Here is a 16,252-nt window from a genome sequence, read left to right as displayed (position 1 = left end):
GACGAGGGTGGGTGTACCGGTCTCAGTGCCGGACTGCGAGCATTGGCGGCGTGTCCGTAAGGAACCCCTGGCTGCGCGTGGCGCTGCCCGCCGCCTGCACGGCGGTGGGCCTGGTGCTCGTGGTCGTCGGGATGTTCCTGCCGTGGTTGCGGTCCGGGACGGTGCTGCGGGACAGCTTCGAGGTGATCGGGGTGATCACCTCGCTCGGCTTCCTCGACGGCGACGTGCTCGAGCTGCTGCTCTACGCGTGGTTCGGGGTCATCCCGCTGGTGACGCTGAGCGTCGTGGCGTACGCGCTGGGTTTTCGCCGGGTTTCGGCAACGATCAGCGTGGTCACAGCGATAATCAGCGGAACCGTTTCCGGTGGTGCGACCGTCGAAGGCGGAGGCGGGGACAGCCCGCTCGGCATCGCGGCGGCCGGACCGACGACCACGCTCATCGGCTCCGTGCTGGCCGTGCTGGGCGCGGTCGGCATCGTCGTGAGCGGGCGCAGGAGCGCAAGCAGGATCGCAGGAGGGGAACCGTGACCTATCCACCCGGAGGCGGCGGCCAGTGGCAGCCGAACGACCCGTACCAACAGCAAGGTGGGCCGGGTAGCGGCCAGGGCTACCCGCAGCAGGGGTACCCGCAGACCGGTCAGCAGCCCGCTCAGGGTTACCCGCAGACCGGCCCGCAGCCCGCTCAGGGCTACCAGCCGACCCAGCAGTGGGGCGCCGAGCAGCCGCAGCAGCAGTTCCCGCAGCAGCCCTACGGCGGGCAGCAGGCGTACGGGTTCCCGGTGCCGCCGGAGCAGCAGCCCTCGAAGAAGCGCAAGGGCCTGGTCATCGGCTCCGTCGTCGCGGTGCTCGCGGTGGCCGCGGGCGCGGGCGTCACCGTGTGGGCGCTCAACCGCGGCTCCGCCCCGGCGGGCGCGGAGAACCCCACCGCCGCGGCGACCAGCCTGGTCAACGCCATCGGGCAGGGTGACGTGGCCGGTCTGCTCACCGGGCTGGCCCCGGCCGAGCGCGACCTGATGACCACGCTGAACACCCAGACCACGACCGAGCTGCAGCGGCTCAAGGTCTACAAGTCCGGGATCGACGCGAACAAGGTCGAGGGCTTCGAGCTCAAGACCGAGAACCTCGCCTTCGACGAGAGCGCCGCGGAGAAGGTCAACGACCACCTGACCATCACCAAGCTGGTCGGCGGCAAGGTCACGCTCAGCTCGGACGCGAGCAAGCTGCCCTTCACCAAGGAGTTCATGGACGCGGCGTTCCCGCGCGGCATGGGCGAGAGCAAGGCCGAGACCAAGACGATCGACGTCGCGGACTTCATCAAGGACGAGAACAAGGGCAAGCCCATCCGCATCGCGACCGTGAAGGTCGACAGCGAGTGGTACCCGAGCCTGTTCTACACGATCGCCGACTACGCCCTGGCCGACGCGAAGCAGGAGTGGCCGCGCCAGTCCATCGCCGCCAAGGGCGCCTCCTCCCCCGGCGACGCGGTGCGCGGCCTGGCCGACGCCGCGCTGGACGCGGACCTGTCCCGGGTGATCGAGCTGCTGCCGCCGGACGAGATGGCCGTGCTGCACGACGTGGGCCCGGTGCTGGTCGACCAGCTGGGCAGGCAGAAGCCGAGCGGGGCGAAGATCCTGAGCCTGAAGACCGAGACGCAGGACGTCGAGGGCGGCACGAAGGTGCTGCTCAAGGAGGTCGAGGTCGAGGCGGACGGGCAGCGCGGCAAGATCACCAAGGACGGTGAGTGCTACGCCGCCGAGTCCGAGGGCGAGACCAAGAAGTTCTGCGCCGACGACCTGGCGAGCGAGTTCGGCGGCAAGCGGATGAGCTCGGGGGCCAAGCAGGCGCTGACCAACCTGGTCAAGGGCATGATGGCCAACACCGGCGTGGTCACCACCAAGGTCGACGGCAAGTGGTACGTGAGCCCGATCAGGTCGGTCACCGAGCTGGAGATCACCGCGCTGCAGAGCCTGCAGCCCGACGACATCATCGCGCTGCTGAAGATGTCGAAGTAGTGACCGACGATCGGTGAACAATCCAATTGTTCAACAATCGGATTGTTCACACGTAGGATTGTCCAACAATTAACGGGTCGCGGATCTCGTGGCACGCGCAGTACCTCCGAACGGCCCGCCCTCACCGGCGGGCCGTTCGGCGTTGGCGAACCCCAAACCGCCCTGGCCTGGACCGAGGGCTGGGGGCTGAGGACCGAGAGGGGCGCGGCCGGCGGGCGCGCGGGTCGAGGCGTGCTGGATCACACGGTCTTCCTCGGCGCGCCCCCTTGAGAGCTATATAGGACAAGCGTACTGTTAACCGGGTGAGGCCGTCGACGCGCTTCCCAGCGGGGTGCGCGAGACTCACCGTCGAGTAACTGACTTGCGCCGCCACTGGAGTTGGACGTGACCACACCGAGTAAGGACAGCTTTGGCGCCCGTGCCACGCTGAACGTCGGCGACACCTCGTACGAGGTGTACCGGCTGGACGCGGTGGAGGGTGCCGAGCGCCTGCCGTACAGCCTGAAGATCCTGCTGGAGAACCTGCTCCGCACCGAGGACGGCGCCAACATCACCGCCGAGCACGTGCGGGCGCTGGCGGGCTGGGACCCGGCCGCCGAGCCGTCGACCGAGATCCAGTTCACCCCCGGCCGGGTGGTGATGCAGGACTTCACCGGCGTGCCGTGCATCGTCGACCTGGCCACCATGCGCGAGGCGGTGACCCAGCTGGGCGGCGACCCGGCCAAGGTGAACCCGCTCGCGCCCGCCGAGCTGGTCATCGACCACTCGGTGATCGCCGACGTCTTCGGCAGGCCGGACGCCTTCGAGCGCAACGTCGACCTGGAGTACGAGCGCAACAAGGAGCGCTACCAGTTCCTGCGCTGGGGCCAGACCGCGTTCGACGAGTTCAAGGTCGTGCCGCCGGGCACCGGCATCGTGCACCAGGTGAACATCGAGCACCTGGCCCGGGTGGTCATGGTCCGCGACGGCGTGGCCTACCCGGACACCCTGGTCGGCACCGACTCGCACACCACCATGGTCAACGGCCTGGGCGTGCTGGGCTGGGGCGTGGGCGGCATCGAGGCCGAGGCCGCCATGCTGGGCCAGCCGGTGTCGATGCTGATCCCGCGGGTGGTGGGCTTCAAGCTGCACGGCGAGCTGCCCCCGGGCGCTACCGCCACCGACCTGGTGCTCACCATCACCGAGATGCTGCGCAAGCAGGGTGTGGTCGGCAAGTTCGTGGAGTTCTACGGCTCCGGCGTCACCGCCGTGCCGCTGGCGAACCGGGCCACGATCGGCAACATGAGCCCGGAGTTCGGCTCCACCGCGGCGATCTTCCCGATCGACGCCGAGACCATCGACTACCTGCGCTTCACCGGCCGGTCCGAGGAGCAGGTCGCGCTCGTCGAGGCCTACGCCAAGGAGCAGGGCCTCTGGCACGACCCGGCCGTCGAGCCGGTGTTCTCCGAGACGCTGGAGCTGGACCTGGCCGCGGTCGTGCCGTCCATCGCGGGGCCCAAGCGCCCGCAGGACCGCATCGCGCTGACCGACGCCAAGAGCGCCTTCCGCGCCGCGCTGGGCACCTACGCCGCCGACGCCCCCGAGTCGGCCGGCGCCCAGTCCGCTGTGGACGAGTCGGGCGAGGAGAGCTTCCCGGCCAGCGACTCCCCCGCGATCGACGAGGTCGGCGGGGCCAACGGCGGCGGCGAGCCGTACGACTACCACTCGGCCGCGCGCGGCGCCGAGGGCCGCACCAGCAAGCCGACCAAGGTCACCCTGGACGGCGCCGAGTTCGTGCTCGACCACGGCGCGGTCGCGATCGCCGCGATCACCTCGTGCACCAACACCTCCAACCCGTCGGTGATGATCGGCGCGGCGCTGCTGGCGAAGAAGGCCGTGGAGCGCGGCCTGGAGCGCAAGCCGTGGGTCAAGACCACGCTGGCGCCGGGGTCCAAGGTGGTCATGGACTACTACGACCGCGCGGGCCTGACCCCGTACCTGGACAAGCTGGGCTTCAACCTGGTCGGCTACGGCTGCACCACCTGCATCGGCAACTCCGGTCCGCTGCAGGAGGAGATCTCCGCCGGGGTCCAGGAGTCCGACCTCGCGGTGGTCTCGGTGCTCTCCGGCAACCGCAACTTCGAGGGCCGGATCAACCCGGACATCAAGATGAACTACCTGGCCTCGCCGCCGCTGGTGGTGGCCTACGCGCTGGCCGGGTCGATGGACATCGACATCACCACCGAGCCGCTCGGCACCGGCTCGGACGGTCAGCCGGTGCACCTGGCCGACATCTGGCCGACCCCGCAGGAGATCGCCGAGACGATCACCTCGGCGCTGTCCGCGGAGAGCTTCGCCAGCAGCTACGCCGACGTCTTCGCCGGTGACGAGCGGTGGCGCTCGCTGCCGACGCCGACCGGCAAGACCTTCGAGTGGGACGCCGACTCCACCTACGTGCGCAAGCCCCCGTACTTCGAGGGCATGAAGATGGAGCCGACCCCGGTCGAGGACATCACCGGCGCCCGGGTGCTGGCGCTGCTGGGCGACTCGGTCACCACCGACCACATCTCCCCGGCGGGTGCCATCAAGCAGGACACGCCCGCGGGCAAGTACCTCACCGAGCACGGCGTGGAGCGCAGGGACTTCAACTCCTACGGCTCCCGGCGCGGCAACCACGAGGTGATGATCCGCGGCACCTTCGCCAACATCCGGCTGCGCAACCTGCTGCTCGACGACGTCCAGGGCGGCTACACCCGGGACTTCACCAGGGACGGCGGGCAGGCGTTCATCTACGACGCCGCGCAGAACTACGCCGAGGCGGGCGTCGGCCTGGTCGTGCTGGCGGGCAAGGAGTACGGCTCGGGCTCCTCGCGCGACTGGGCGGCCAAGGGCACCTCGCTGCTGGGCGTGCGCGCGGTGGTGGCGGAGTCCTTCGAGCGCATCCACCGGTCGAACCTGATCGGCATGGGCGTGCTGCCGCTGCAGTTCCCGCAGGGCGAGACCGCGTCGTCGCTGGGCCTCGACGGCACTGAGACCTACGACGTCTCCGGGGTCACCGCGCTCAACGACGGGGCCAGCCCGCCCACGGTCAAGGTCACCGCGACCAGGACCGACGGGTCCACTGTGGACTTCGACGCGGTGCTGCGGATCGACACCCCGGGCGAGGCGGACTACTACCGCAACGGCGGCATCATGCAGTACGTGCTGCGCAAGATGGTCAACAGCTGATGTGCTGTCGGTGGAGCGGGGGTCGTCCGGTCTCGGGCGGCCCCCGCTCCGCGTCGTGAGCACGGTGCTGGTGGTCGCGGGGCTGATCGTCCTGGTGGGTTCGGTGGTCCAGGGCGCGATCGGCTACGGCCTCAACATCATCGCGGGCCCGCTGCTCGCCCTGCTCGACCCGGCGCTGGTCCCGGTCCCAGTGCTCGTGGTGGCGTGCGCGCAGGCCGCCATGTCCACCCTGCGCGAGCGCGGCTCGGTGGACTGGGGCGGCGTCGGGTGGGCGATGCTGGGGCGCCTGCCGGGCAACGTGCTCGGCCTGGCGGTGCTGGCGACCGTGGCGGTGAGCGCGTCCAACGTGGTGATCGGCGTCTCGGTGCTGGTGTGCGTCGCGCTGTCGCTGGTCACCTGGCACCCGTCGCCGACCCGGCCCGCGCTGGTGGTCGCGGGCATCGCCTCGGGCACCTTCGGGACGGTGTCGTCGATCGGCGGGCCGCCGATCGCCCTGCTCTACCAGCACCAGTCCGGTCCGACGGTGCGGGGCACGCTGGGCGCGTACTTCCTGCTGGCGTCGGTCTCCTCGGTGGTCACGCTCTGGGCCGCGGGCCGGGTGCACACCGAGCACCTCGTCGCGGCGGCGGTGCTGGTCCCGTTCATGGTGGTCGGCTTCCTGGTGTCCGGGCCGCTGCGGCGGTTCCTGCACGGCGGCCGGGTCCGGGTCGGCGTGCTGGTGGTGGCGGCGCTGAGCGCGCTCGTGCTGATCGGGCAGAGCGTGTTCGGCTGAGCCGCTAGAGTCGATCACCGACCGACCGAGCGAGCAGGGGGCGGACGTGGACCAGCCCACCACCGACGACTGGGCCGTGGCCCGTGCGCTGCTGCCCGGACTCGTGCGGCGGGCAGCGCACCGGCCACCGGCGGTCCAGGTGCTGGGTGAGACCGGTGTGTCGCCGGTGGACGTGGTCGAAGCGCTGTCGGACGACGCGGTGCTGCTGGCAAAGGTGCGCGCCGCCCACGACGCGGTGCGGCGGAACAGTGTGAAAGCCGGCGCACCGCCGGTCCAGGGCTTGGGCGAGCACGAGGAGCGCCTGATCATCACCGCGGTGCTCCCCGCGATCCGCCGGTACGCGCGGGCGCAACGGGTCCCGCTCGCCTGCGGCACCCTCGGCGCGACCCCGACGGCCGAGCTGTACGCCGATGACGGCGACGACACCAGCCTGGTGGAGACCGACGCCGTGCGGACGCTGCTGCGCATCCTGTCCCGTTCGGACGCCGGTGGCGCGGTCGCCCTGGCGGGCAGGCGCGGCGCGGGCAAGTCGACCCTGCTGCGGGCGCTGCTGGGCGGCGAGCTGACCGTCTCCGAGCGACCTCCGCTGACCGTGGTCGCCTCCGCGCCCGCGCGCTACGACGCCCGCGACTTCATCCTGCACCTCTACGCGCTGCTGTGCCGCAAGGTGATCCACGAGATCGATGACCCGAGCGGCCACCCCGACACCGTGGTCGACCCGTACGTGCGCACCGAGCGGGCCCAGCGGCGACGGGCCCGCACTCGGTGGTGGGCCTTGCACATCGGGGTCATCCTCACCGGACTGGCGGCCACGGTGCTGACCACGGCCCTGGTCGCCAGGACCTCGGTGCCCGCGACCGCACTGGATCTGGCCAAGCAGGTCTGGGAGGCCAACCGCGCCATGTCCGTCGGCGCGTACTTCGCGGTGGTGTTCGCCGGACTGCTGGCGCTGGAGGTCCTGGGGTTCCTCTGGCGGGGCGGGTGCGGACTCCTGCGGGCGGTGCGGCGCGCGGTGCCCCCATCGCTCACCGGCGCCGACCGCGACCTGCCGGTGCTGCGCGCCTACGCCGTCGACCAGCTCGACCGCGTCCGCTTCCTGCAGACCCACACCACCGGCTGGTCCGGCAAGATCAGCACCCCGGGCGGTGGCGAGGTCGGCCGCACCAAGCAGGCGCAGCGGGCCGAGCAGCCGCTGACCCACCCCGAGATCGTCGAGGAGTTCCGGCGCTTCGCCGGTCGCGCCGCCGCGGTGCTGCGCGCGGCAGGCCGGTGCGACCGGCTGGTGGTGGCGATCGACGAGCTGGACAAGATCGGGCAGCCGGAGAAGGCGCACGAGTTCGTCAACGACATCAAGGGGATCTTCGGGGTGCCCGGCTGCCTGTTCGTGGTGTCGGTCTCCGATGAGGCGATCAGCAGCTTCGAGCGGCGGGGCATCGCGGTCCGGGACGCCTTCGACAGCGCGTTCTCCGAGATGCTGGTGCTGGAGCCGTTCACCCACGCGGAGACCGCGCAGTGGTTGGAGCGGCGCCTGCCGGGGCTCTCCCGCGAGTTCGTGGCCCTGTGCCACTGCCTCTCCGGTGGGGTCCCCCGCGAGCTGCGCCGGTGCGCGATCGAGATGCTCGACGTGAGCGCGGACCGGTACCAGCCCGACATCGCCGAAGTGGCGCGGCGGCTGGTGCACGCGGACCTTGCCCGCAAGATCGCCGCGTTCACGGACGCCGCCCGGGCCACCGAGCGCGACTCGGTGTTCCTGTTCGTCAAGGAGCTCGAAGAGGCCGCCGCGCACCAGGACCCGGCCGCGATGGCCGAGGCGTCCCGCGAGGTGGTCCTGCGGTCCTCCGGCGAGCTGGAGCGGGTGAGCGGCCAGGCGTCGGCCTTCCTGGTGCTCTGCGCCACGACCCTGCAGGTCTTCGACACCGACAACGCCGCCGCGGTGGAGCCCGGGCAGGTGGCGTTCCTGGCCGGTGCGCGGCGGCGGTTGGGCCTGGATTGGCAGGTCGCCTCGGACGAGCTGTGGCAGTACCGCAAGACCCTCGGCCTGCCCGGGACCGGGTGACCCGGGTGGCGAACCACCCGGGTCACCCGGCAGGCGGCTCCGGACTGGTCAGTCGAACGGGCGGCGGTCGGGCAGGCAGACCTGGCCGGGGGCCGGGGCCCTGAGGTTGATCAGGTAGTCGGCGGCGATCAGGCCGACGCACTTGCTGTTGCCCAGGATGCAGTGGCCGAAGGCGTCCACGCTGACCAGGCGGGCGTCGGCCAGCTGCGCGCTCATCCGCTGGGCGAACAGGTAGCGGGTCGCCGGGTCGTAGTAGTTGCCGAGCACCAGCAGCGGGTTGGGCGTGGCCCGGTTCCACGGCCCGGTGTAGCGGTCCGGGTGCTCGACCGGCCAGTCGGCGCAGATGGCCGTGTCGCCCCAGACGCCGTAGCGGCCGAAGTTCGGCAGCTCGGCCTCCCAGCGGTCGGCGACCTTGGGCACGTCGCGCGCGGGGGTGTGGAACGGCTTGTCCGAGCAGTTGACGGCCGCGTACGAGTCGTCCGCGGTGTACGGGGTGTCGGGGTGGCTGTCGCGCCTGCCCTCGGTCGGGGACGCGAAGAGTGCGTCGGTCGTGGCACGGTCCAGGCCCGCGGTGCGCGCGGTCGGGTGCAGGACGGCGTAGGCCTCCTGGAGCGCCTTGGCGTAGTCGACGAAGCGGGACGGGGAGTAGAGCCTGCTCGCCGTGGTGCCGATCCACTGCTCGTAGCCGACCTGACTGCCGTTGGGCAGCGTCAGCGGGCCGTGTGCCTTCAGGTACTCGCGGACCTCGACGAACTTCGCCTTGGCGCCGCCGCTGAACGCGCACTTGGGCCCCACGCGGTCGCACTCGGCGAGGAACCCCGCCAGCGCGATCTCGATGCCCTGGGTGCGCTGGTGGTCGTACTCCAGGCCGTCGGCCAGGCGCAGCCTCGGGTCGACGTTGCCGTCGAGGATGATCGCCCGCGAGCGCTGCGGGAACAGGTTGGCGTAGGTGGCGCCGAGCAGGGTGCCGTAGGAGAAGCCGACGAAGGTCAGCCGCTCGTCGCCGACGGCCTCGCGCAGCAGGTCGAGGTCGCGGGCGACCGCCTCGGTGCTCGCCTGGCTCAGCAGGGGACCAGCGAACCGGGCGCAGAAGCGGCCGTACTCGCGGTTGGCCGCGATGGTGTCGCGCTCCTGCTGCCCGGTCAGCGGGATCGCCGCGGCCTTGCCGAAGACCGCGTCGTAGTCCTCCTGGGTGGCGAAGCAGCGCAGCGGGGTGCTGCGGGCGACCCCGCGCGGGTCGAACCCGATGAGGTCGAAGCGGTCGAGCACCGGCTGTTCGAAGCGGGCGGCGGCGTTCTTGGCGAAGTCGAAGGCGCTGGCGCCCGGACCGCCGTTGTTCAGGAACAACGAGCCGATCTTGGCCGACGGGGTACCCGCGGCCCGGCGCAGCAGCGCGAGGTTGATCGTGCCGAGCCGGGGCCGAGCGTGGTCGAGCGGCACGGCGTAGTCGGCGCAGCTGAACCTTGCCCGGTCGCCCGCGGGGATGGTGGCCAGTTCCGCGGGTGGGCACTCGTGCCAGACCACGGGCGCGGCGGCCGGGGCGGGCGCCGGGGCGGCGGGCGCGGCCGCGGCGGGGAGGGCCGCAGCGGTACTGGCGACCGAGGCGAGCACGGCGGCGGTGAGCACGACGGTGCGCAGCGCGCTGCGCGCGGAATGGAGGGCCACGTATTCTCCCTGGCGAGACGAAGTGAGCGACAATGGCAGACTCACATGTCCGAACACCGGGGGAAATAAGCGATACGCAGCAATCGGCGCCGACGTTCAGCCGGGGCCGCTCCTCGTGCGCCGAATGGGTGTCCACCAGTCGTGGACACCCATTCACAGCGTACTATTCCGCTCGGGAAAGGGATAGGGCGAAACGGCCCTCTTCGTCCGTCCACCAGCCTTCCAGGCCGAAGCCCGCCGCCGCCAACTCGGTGGCGACGCGCTCGCGGCGGAACTTGGTGGAGACCTCGGTGCGTATTTCCTCGCCCTCGGCGAATGACACATCGATACCGAGCGCCGGAATGGTGGCGGTGAGCGCGCGCCGGGCCCGCAGCCGCATTTCGATCCATTCGTGGTCCGGGTCCCAGCGCGCGACGTGGTCGAAGTCGGCCGGGTCGAAGTCCGCGCCGAGCTCCCGGTTGAGCACGTGCAGCACGTTCCGGTTGAACTCGGCGGTCACCCCGGCCGCGTCGTCGTAGGCGCGGACCAGGGTCTCGGGGTCCTTGACCAGGTCGGTGCCCAGCAGCAGCCACTCCCCCGGCTGGAGCACCTCGCGGATCGCGGCCAGGAACTCGGCGCGCTCGGCGGGCAGGAAGTTGCCGACGGTGCCGCCGAGGAAGGCCACCAGCCGCGGCGGCTCGCCGGGCAGCAGGCCCAGGTGCTCGGTGAAGTCGCCGACCACGCCGCTGACCTGCACGCCGGGGTACTCGGCGGTGAGCGCGGCGGCGGCCTCGCGCAGCGCGGTCTCAGACACGTCGAGGGCGACGATGTGCGCCAGGGTCCCGGCGCCGCGCAGCGCGTCGAGCAGCAGCCGGGTCTTCTCCGACGAACCGGAACCCAGCTCCACCAGCGTGTGCGCGCCGGTCACCGCGGCGATCTCGTCCGCGCGGGCGGCGAGGATGGCCCGCTCGGCCCGGGTCGGGTAGTACTCGGGCAGCCGGGTGATCTGCTCGAACAGCTCGCTGCCGCGCGCGTCGTAGAACCACTTGGGCGGCAACGTCTTCGGGGTGGCGCCCAGGCCCTCGCGGGCGTCCTTGGCCAGCGCGCGGGCGGCGTGGTCGTCGGGCAGGTGCACTTCCACGGGATCAGGCCGGGAGTCGGTCATCTGCTGGGTCCTTTTCGGCGGTTCGGGGTCCGAGCGGGCGCACGCGCACGTCCGGGGTGGGGTGCAGTTCGGCGACGACCAGCGCGCGGTCGCCCACGGGAGTCCACTGTGGATCGTCGTCCCACGGCTCGGAGGCCAGCACGACGGAGTCCGGTCCGCGCAGCACCGACAGCGAGTGCCACCAGGTCGTGGCGGCGAGGGTGACGCCATCGGTGAGCATCAGGTTGAGCCGGGAGTCAGGCGCCACCGCGCCCACCTCGACGGCCACGGCCTCCAGCGCCTCCTCGGCGGAGGCGCCCGCGCGCAGCCGGTGGCGCACCAGCGCCCACAGCAGCGCGCTGTCGGTGGGCGCGTCCAGGGTGATCAGGTCGACGGTGGGCAGCGCCGCGGCGAGCCCGGCGACGCTGCCGGGCCAACCGGTGACGACGCCGTTGTGGCTGAACAGCCAGCGCCCCTCGGTGAACGGGGCGCACGCGGTCTCGGTGACCGGCATGCCCACCGTCGCCGAGCGGGCGGCGGCGAGCACCGCGTGGCTGCTGGTGGCCGCGGCCACCGCGGCGAACGAGGCGTCGGTCCACATCGGCACGGCCCGCCGGTAGCGCACCGGCGGCGAGGTGTCGTCGGTGTACCAGCCGACGCCGAACCCGTCGGCGTTGACCGTGCCCCCGCCGCGCATGTCGGCGGGGGCCCAGGTCTGGCGCAGCAGGCCGGTCGGCCGGTCGGCGAGCAGACCGGCCAAGGGCACGGCGGGGCCCAGGTAGCCCAGATGACGGCACATGCCCTCAGCGGGCCTCGGCCGCTGGGACGTCCCGGGCGCAGCGGAACCCGGCGAAGATCTGCCGCCGGATCGGGTGGTCCCAGTTGCGGAAGGTGCCGCGCACGGCCGAGGCGTCGGTGCCGAAGGAGCCACCGCGCAGCATCTTGTAGTCGCCGCCGAAGAACACCTCGGAGTACTCCCGGTACGGGAACGCCGCGAACCCCGGGTACGGCTGGAGGTCCGAGTCGAGCCACTCCCAGACGTCGCCCATCAGCTGGCGCACCCCCAGCGGCGACTCGCCCCTGGGGTAGGAGCCGACCGGGGCCGGGCGCAGGTGGCGCTGGCCGAGGTTGGCGTGCTCGGGGCCGGGGTCCTCGTCGCCCCAGGGGAAGCGCCGCGAGCGGCCGGTGGCCGGGTCGTGCCGGGCGGCCTTCTCCCACTCGGGCTCGGTGGGCAGCCGCTTGCCCGCCCACTTCGCGTACGCGGCGGCCTCGTGGAAGCACACGTGCACGACCGGCTCGTCGTGCGGGACCGGCTCCACGACGCCGAACCGGGTGCGCGCCCAGCCGTCGCCATCGCGCGACCAGAACCGCGGTGCGGTCAGCTTCGCGTGCTGCCGGTAGGCCCAGCCCGGCTCGCTCCACCAGCGCGGGTCGTCGTAGCCGCCCGCGTCGATGAACGCCAGGTAGTCGCCGTTGCTCACCGGCACGGTGTCGATGTAGTAGGCCTCGACGTGCGTGCGGAACGCGGGCCGCTCGTTGTCCAGCGCCCACGGCTCGGTCGTGGTGCCCATGGTGAACTCGCCCGCGGGCACCAGCACCTCCCGCGCCGCCGGGGCGGTGGCCGGGGCCGGGTCGGGCGCGTGCAGCACCGGGGCGCCGACCCGGAGCTGGTGGGTGGCCAGCATGGTCTCGTCGTGCTGCTGCTCGTGCTGGACGATCATGCCGAAGGCGAAGCCCTGGTCGACCAGCCGCCGCCCCTCCAGCGGGACGCGCTCGAGCACGTCGAAGACCTTGTCGCGCACCTCCCGCACGTAGCCGCGGGCCTCGGCGGGCGGCAGCAGCGGCAGCGCGGGCCGATCGGCCCGGGGGTGCTGGAACGCGTCGTAGAGCTCGTCGATGTCGCTGCGCACCGGCTCGCGCCCGCCCACGTCGCGCACCAGCCAGAGCTCCTCCTGGTTGCCGATGTGGGCCAGGTCCCAGACCAGCGGCGACATCAGCTTGGAGTGCTGGCGCACCAGGTCGTCCTCGTCGACGGCCCCGGTGAGCGCCTCGCTGCGCGCGCGGGAGCGGGTCAGCTGCTCGGCCACCCGGGCCCGGACTTGGTCCGGCCCCAGGAGGCGGTCCTCGGTACTGGTCACGACAGCCTCCCGTACGTCGTGGTGTCGTCCCGCAGCCGCGCCAGGCGTTCGGCGACGACGGCGTCGAGCTCCGGCGGCAGGCCCAGCCGGGCCACCGCCGGGATCCCCAGGTCGAGCACCCGCCGGGCGGCGAGCGCGGTGGGCTCGTCGGCCAGGCCCGCCCGGGCCGCCGCCAGCCACCGGTCGGCCACCGGGGCGCAGGCGTCGACGACCGCGTCGACGGTGCGCTGGTCGGCCATCAGCGCCACCAGCAGGGCGGCGGGCACGGCCCAGCCGGTGCCGTCCTGGGCGTCGAGGTAGCGGACCTCGAGGTAGCCGTGCGGGCGGACCGGCGGGAACAGCGTGGACATGTGGTAGTGGAGGTCGTCCACAGTGGGCGGCTCGGGCAGTGCCCCGCCGACCCAGTCGGCGAAGGTGACCCCGGCCGGGGCGTCCCAGTTGGCGCCGGGCCTGCGCACGCAGATCACCGGCGCCTCCAGCACATAGCGCACCCAGGCGGCGGCCGGGTCGTCGGTGACCGGGACCGGCCTGGACCGCGCCGGGTCCACGGCGAGCACCGAGCGCAGGCGGGCCGCGGCCCACCCGGTCGCCGAACCGGCGAAGTCGGGCGAGTTGGCGAACAGCGCCACCAGGACCGGGCCGAGCGAGCTGACCGCGGCGAAGCGCGCGGCGACGTCGCCGCGCTCCCCCACGTCCAGGCAGACCTGCAGGCCCGCGCTGGCGCACATCATGGTGATGCCGTGGGGACCGATGGGGGTGAAGGCCCGTTCCATCGCCGTGTAGCGCGGGCTGTCGACCACCAGTCGGGGCGTCCGGTGGGCGTCCAGACCGCGGCGGCTGAGCTCGAGACCGGCCCGGGCCAGCAGGTCCGACAGGTAGCGGTGGTCGGTGTCGACCGCGGTGAACACGGTGTCGAACGCGGGGGCGGGCAGCGAGGAGATCTCGACCTGGCCGCCGGGCTCGACGGTGAGCGGGGACCCGGCCGGGAGGGGCTGCTCGGGGCTGTCCGGCCGCAGGGTCCGCGGGGCGTGCGAACCGAGGGCCGCCGCGAGCAGTTCGGGCTCGAGCCGCCGCCGGGGGTCGTCGCGGTGGTGCACGATCCATTCCAGTTCCACACCGAGCAGTCGTGGCGGTCCGTGCTTGAAGCAGACCGAGGCGACGTAGGCCTCGACCTCCACTCTGGCCCGCAGCCGCCTGCCGTCAGGCTCCACGGGTTCACACAGGGCGGACACCGGATCCAGCTCCTTTCCGCACCGTCAACGGTCTTCTGGGCCTTCTGGGCGTTCCTGGTCTCTCCAGGGTCTGGCGAGGTCTCGCGGCACCAGGACCCTGAGCGCACACAGGTTCCGGAACACGCGCCGGTCGATACCCGAATCGACGCTACACGCGGCCACCGACAGTCGCACGAGACTTCGGTCCCGCCGACCGGGTACCCGGGATGTGGGCGTGATACCCAATACGTACGTACGGATTGCTTCCTGCGGGGCAGGCTGACACCATCGACGAGTGCCCAGGGTGAGCCAGGACCATCTCGACGCGCGCAGGCGCCAGATCCTCGACGGCGCCCGCTCCTGTTTCGCGCGTCACGGCTACGAGGGCGCCACGGTGCGCAGGCTGGAAGAGGCTACCGGACTCTCCCGCGGTGCCATCTTCCACCACTTCCGCGACAAGGAGTCGCTTTTCCTCGCCCTGGCCGAGGACGACGTGCTCCGGATGACCGAGGTGGTGGCCCAGCAGGGCCTGGTGCAGGTGATGCGCGAGCTGCTCTCCACCCGCCCGGCGGCCGACGGCGAGGCGCTCAACCCGGCCGACTGGCTGGGCACCCGGCTCGAGGTCTCCCGCAGGCTGCGCACCGACCCGGAGTTCCGGGCCCGCTGGGCCGAGCGCTCCGAGCAGCTCACCGTGGCCACCCGCGAGCGGCTCACCCGCCAGCGCGAGGCCGGGAACCTGCGCGACGACGTGGACGTGCACGTGCTCACCGCGTTCCTGGAGCTGGTGCTCGAGGGCCTGGTGTCGCACCTGGCGATGGGTCTACCCGCCGACGACATGGACCCGGTGCTCGACCTGGTCGAGGAAACCGTCCGACGGCACCGCCGTTCGCCTTAGGCGATCCCCCGTGCGCGCCTACATCGCCGCCGCGGCGCTGGCCCGGACCGCGGACGACATGGTCGGCGTGGCCGTCGTGCTGCTGGTCCTGGACCGGACCGCGAGCCCGGCGCAGGCGGGCGCGATGGTCACCGCGTACACGCTGCCGTCCATTGTGTCCGGTCCGCTACTGGGTGCCTGGCTCGACCGCACCCGGTTCCGACGAGCGGTGCTGGCCGGTGGCGGCGTGCTGCTCGCGGCCACCTGCGTGGGTCTGGTCTGGTCGGTCGGGCGGACACCGGCGGTGGCGTTCGCGTTGGCCGCGCTCACCGGCTTGGCGCTGCCGCTCACCAGCGGCGGCTACTCCAGCATGGTGCCGCACCTGGTCCCCGCCGATCGCCTGACCAGGGCGAACTCGTTGGACGCGGCCACCTTCAACCTCGGGTCGATCGCCGGTCCGGCGCTCGCCGGGACACTCGCGGCGACGGCGGGACCAGCCGTCGCGGTGCTCACGATCGCCGCCCTGGCCCTGTCCGGCGCGCTGTGCACGGTCGCGTTGCCGACTGTCGCGGGCGGTGCGCGCGGGCCGGTGTTGCGGACGGTCCACGCCGGACTGTCGCACCTCGTCCGCACCCCACCGCTGCGCGGCGCGACCCTGACAACCGTGCTGGGGATGGGATCCGCTGGGGTGCTGGCGACAGCGTTGCCGCTGTGGACGGCGGAGACCGGCTCGGGCGCGGCCGCGGCGGGTTACCTGTGGACGGCGCTGGAGGTCGGGTGCCTGGTGGCCGTGGTGGCGTTGGGCAGGCTGCTCGGGGCGCGGCCGGAGCGGGTGGTGTTCGCGTGCACGGCGGCGTACGGGCTGGTGATGCTCACCTGGCCGCTCGCGGGCGGGTTCGCCTGGATGCTCGCCCTGGTGGGCTTGGCGGGCGTCGCCGAGGGCCTGGCCCTGCCCGCGATCATGGGCGTCCGGCAGCGGCACACCCCGCCTCGGCTGCTGGCCCAGGTGTCGACGACCGGAGCCAGCCTGAAGGTCGGCGGGTACGCCTTGGGCGCCGCCGCGGGTGGCTGGCTGGTCCCGGCGGCGGGCCCGACCGCCGCGATCACCGCAGTGGCGCTGGCCCAACTGGCCGCGGCGGCGTTGGGCCTGCTGGCCGCGCGCGGTGGCGAGCGCGACCCGGGTTTGCTGGACTGA

Annotated in this window: 12 protein-coding genes; 7 read left to right on the top strand and 5 right to left on the bottom strand. The window is 72.5% G+C overall.

Going from position 1 to position 16,252, the window contains the following annotated elements; all coding sequences use genetic code 11:
- Nucleotides 1-50 precede the first annotated feature (50 nt).
- From QSK30_RS02085 to QSK30_RS02065, 5 genes are all read left to right on the top strand, one after another.
- Nucleotides 51-527: a hypothetical protein gene (locus tag QSK30_RS02085; RefSeq protein WP_285499040.1), complete on the top strand. Its 477-nt coding sequence runs from the start codon at nucleotides 51-53 to the stop codon at nucleotides 525-527.
- On the top strand, nucleotides 524-2,011 hold the full coding sequence (locus QSK30_RS02080; protein ID WP_285499039.1) for a flagellar basal body protein FliL: 1,488 nt from the start codon (nucleotides 524-526) through the stop codon (nucleotides 2,009-2,011). The genes QSK30_RS02085 and QSK30_RS02080 overlap by 4 nt, the downstream gene beginning before the upstream one ends.
- Before the next feature lie 384 nt (nucleotides 2,012-2,395).
- Nucleotides 2,396-5,218, top strand: coding sequence for an aconitate hydratase (locus QSK30_RS02075; protein ID WP_285499037.1), 2,823 nt, complete (start codon nucleotides 2,396-2,398; stop codon nucleotides 5,216-5,218).
- A gap of 55 nt (nucleotides 5,219-5,273) precedes the next feature.
- Nucleotides 5,274-5,990 carry a TSUP family transporter gene (locus QSK30_RS02070; protein ID WP_285499035.1) on the top strand — a complete coding sequence of 239 codons (717 nt, stop codon included), beginning with the start codon at nucleotides 5,274-5,276 and terminating at the stop codon, nucleotides 5,988-5,990.
- Nucleotides 5,991-6,036: 46 nt separating this feature from the next.
- The gene (locus QSK30_RS02065; RefSeq protein ID WP_285499034.1) at nucleotides 6,037-8,046 is read left to right on the top strand and encodes a P-loop NTPase family protein; all 2,010 of its coding nucleotides are present in this window, start codon (nucleotides 6,037-6,039) and stop codon (nucleotides 8,044-8,046) included.
- A 48-nt stretch (nucleotides 8,047-8,094) separates the two neighbouring features.
- Here the strand turns inward: QSK30_RS02065 and QSK30_RS02060 are convergent, their stop codons facing one another.
- The 5 genes from QSK30_RS02060 to egtA form a co-directional block, all read right to left on the bottom strand.
- A complete protein-coding gene (locus tag QSK30_RS02060; RefSeq protein WP_285499033.1) occupies nucleotides 8,095-9,711 on the bottom strand; it encodes an alpha/beta hydrolase in 1,617 nt (538 codons plus the stop codon).
- A 163-nt stretch (nucleotides 9,712-9,874) separates the two neighbouring features.
- Complete coding sequence (gene egtD, locus QSK30_RS02055) at nucleotides 9,875-10,855, bottom strand: L-histidine N(alpha)-methyltransferase (protein ID WP_285499032.1); 981 nt, start codon at nucleotides 10,853-10,855, stop codon at nucleotides 9,875-9,877.
- Complete coding sequence (gene egtC / locus QSK30_RS02050; protein ID WP_285499030.1) at nucleotides 10,836-11,633, bottom strand: ergothioneine biosynthesis protein EgtC; 798 nt, start codon at nucleotides 11,631-11,633, stop codon at nucleotides 10,836-10,838. The genes egtD and egtC overlap by 20 nt, the downstream gene beginning before the upstream one ends.
- Before the next feature lie 4 nt (nucleotides 11,634-11,637).
- Nucleotides 11,638-12,972 carry an ergothioneine biosynthesis protein EgtB gene (egtB, locus tag QSK30_RS02045; RefSeq protein ID WP_285499028.1) on the bottom strand — a complete coding sequence of 445 codons (1,335 nt, stop codon included), beginning with the start codon at nucleotides 12,970-12,972 and terminating at the stop codon, nucleotides 11,638-11,640.
- Complete coding sequence (gene egtA, locus QSK30_RS02040; protein WP_285499026.1) at nucleotides 12,969-14,204, bottom strand: ergothioneine biosynthesis glutamate--cysteine ligase EgtA; 1,236 nt, start codon at nucleotides 14,202-14,204, stop codon at nucleotides 12,969-12,971. Before egtA ends, egtB begins: the two co-directional genes overlap by 4 nt.
- 274 nt (nucleotides 14,205-14,478) lie before the next feature.
- Between egtA and QSK30_RS02035 the strand changes: the two genes are divergently transcribed.
- The gene (locus QSK30_RS02035; RefSeq protein WP_285499025.1) at nucleotides 14,479-15,078 is read left to right on the top strand and encodes a TetR/AcrR family transcriptional regulator; all 600 of its coding nucleotides are present in this window, start codon (nucleotides 14,479-14,481) and stop codon (nucleotides 15,076-15,078) included.
- 10 nt (nucleotides 15,079-15,088) lie between these two features.
- Nucleotides 15,089-16,252 (top strand): MFS transporter, encoded by a 1,164-nt coding sequence (locus QSK30_RS02030; protein ID WP_285499023.1) that lies wholly within the window; start codon nucleotides 15,089-15,091, stop codon nucleotides 16,250-16,252.

The sequence above is a fragment of the Actinokineospora sp. NBRC 105648 genome, assembly GCF_030269645.1.
Lineage (GTDB): Bacteria > Actinomycetota > Actinomycetes > Mycobacteriales > Pseudonocardiaceae > Actinokineospora.
The sequence above is the reverse complement of the archived record's forward strand: the minus strand, read 5'-3'. Positions and strand labels throughout refer to the sequence as shown.

What these genes read in the sequence shown, in the direction of transcription:
- egtD (WP_285499032.1), bottom strand. Translation starts at nt 10,855, where the DNA reads ATGACCGACTCCCGGCCTGATCCCGTGGAAGTGCACCTGCCCGACGAC.
- egtC (WP_285499030.1), bottom strand. Translation starts at nt 11,633, where the DNA reads ATGTGCCGTCATCTGGGCTACCTGGGCCCCGCCGTGCCCTTGGCCGGT.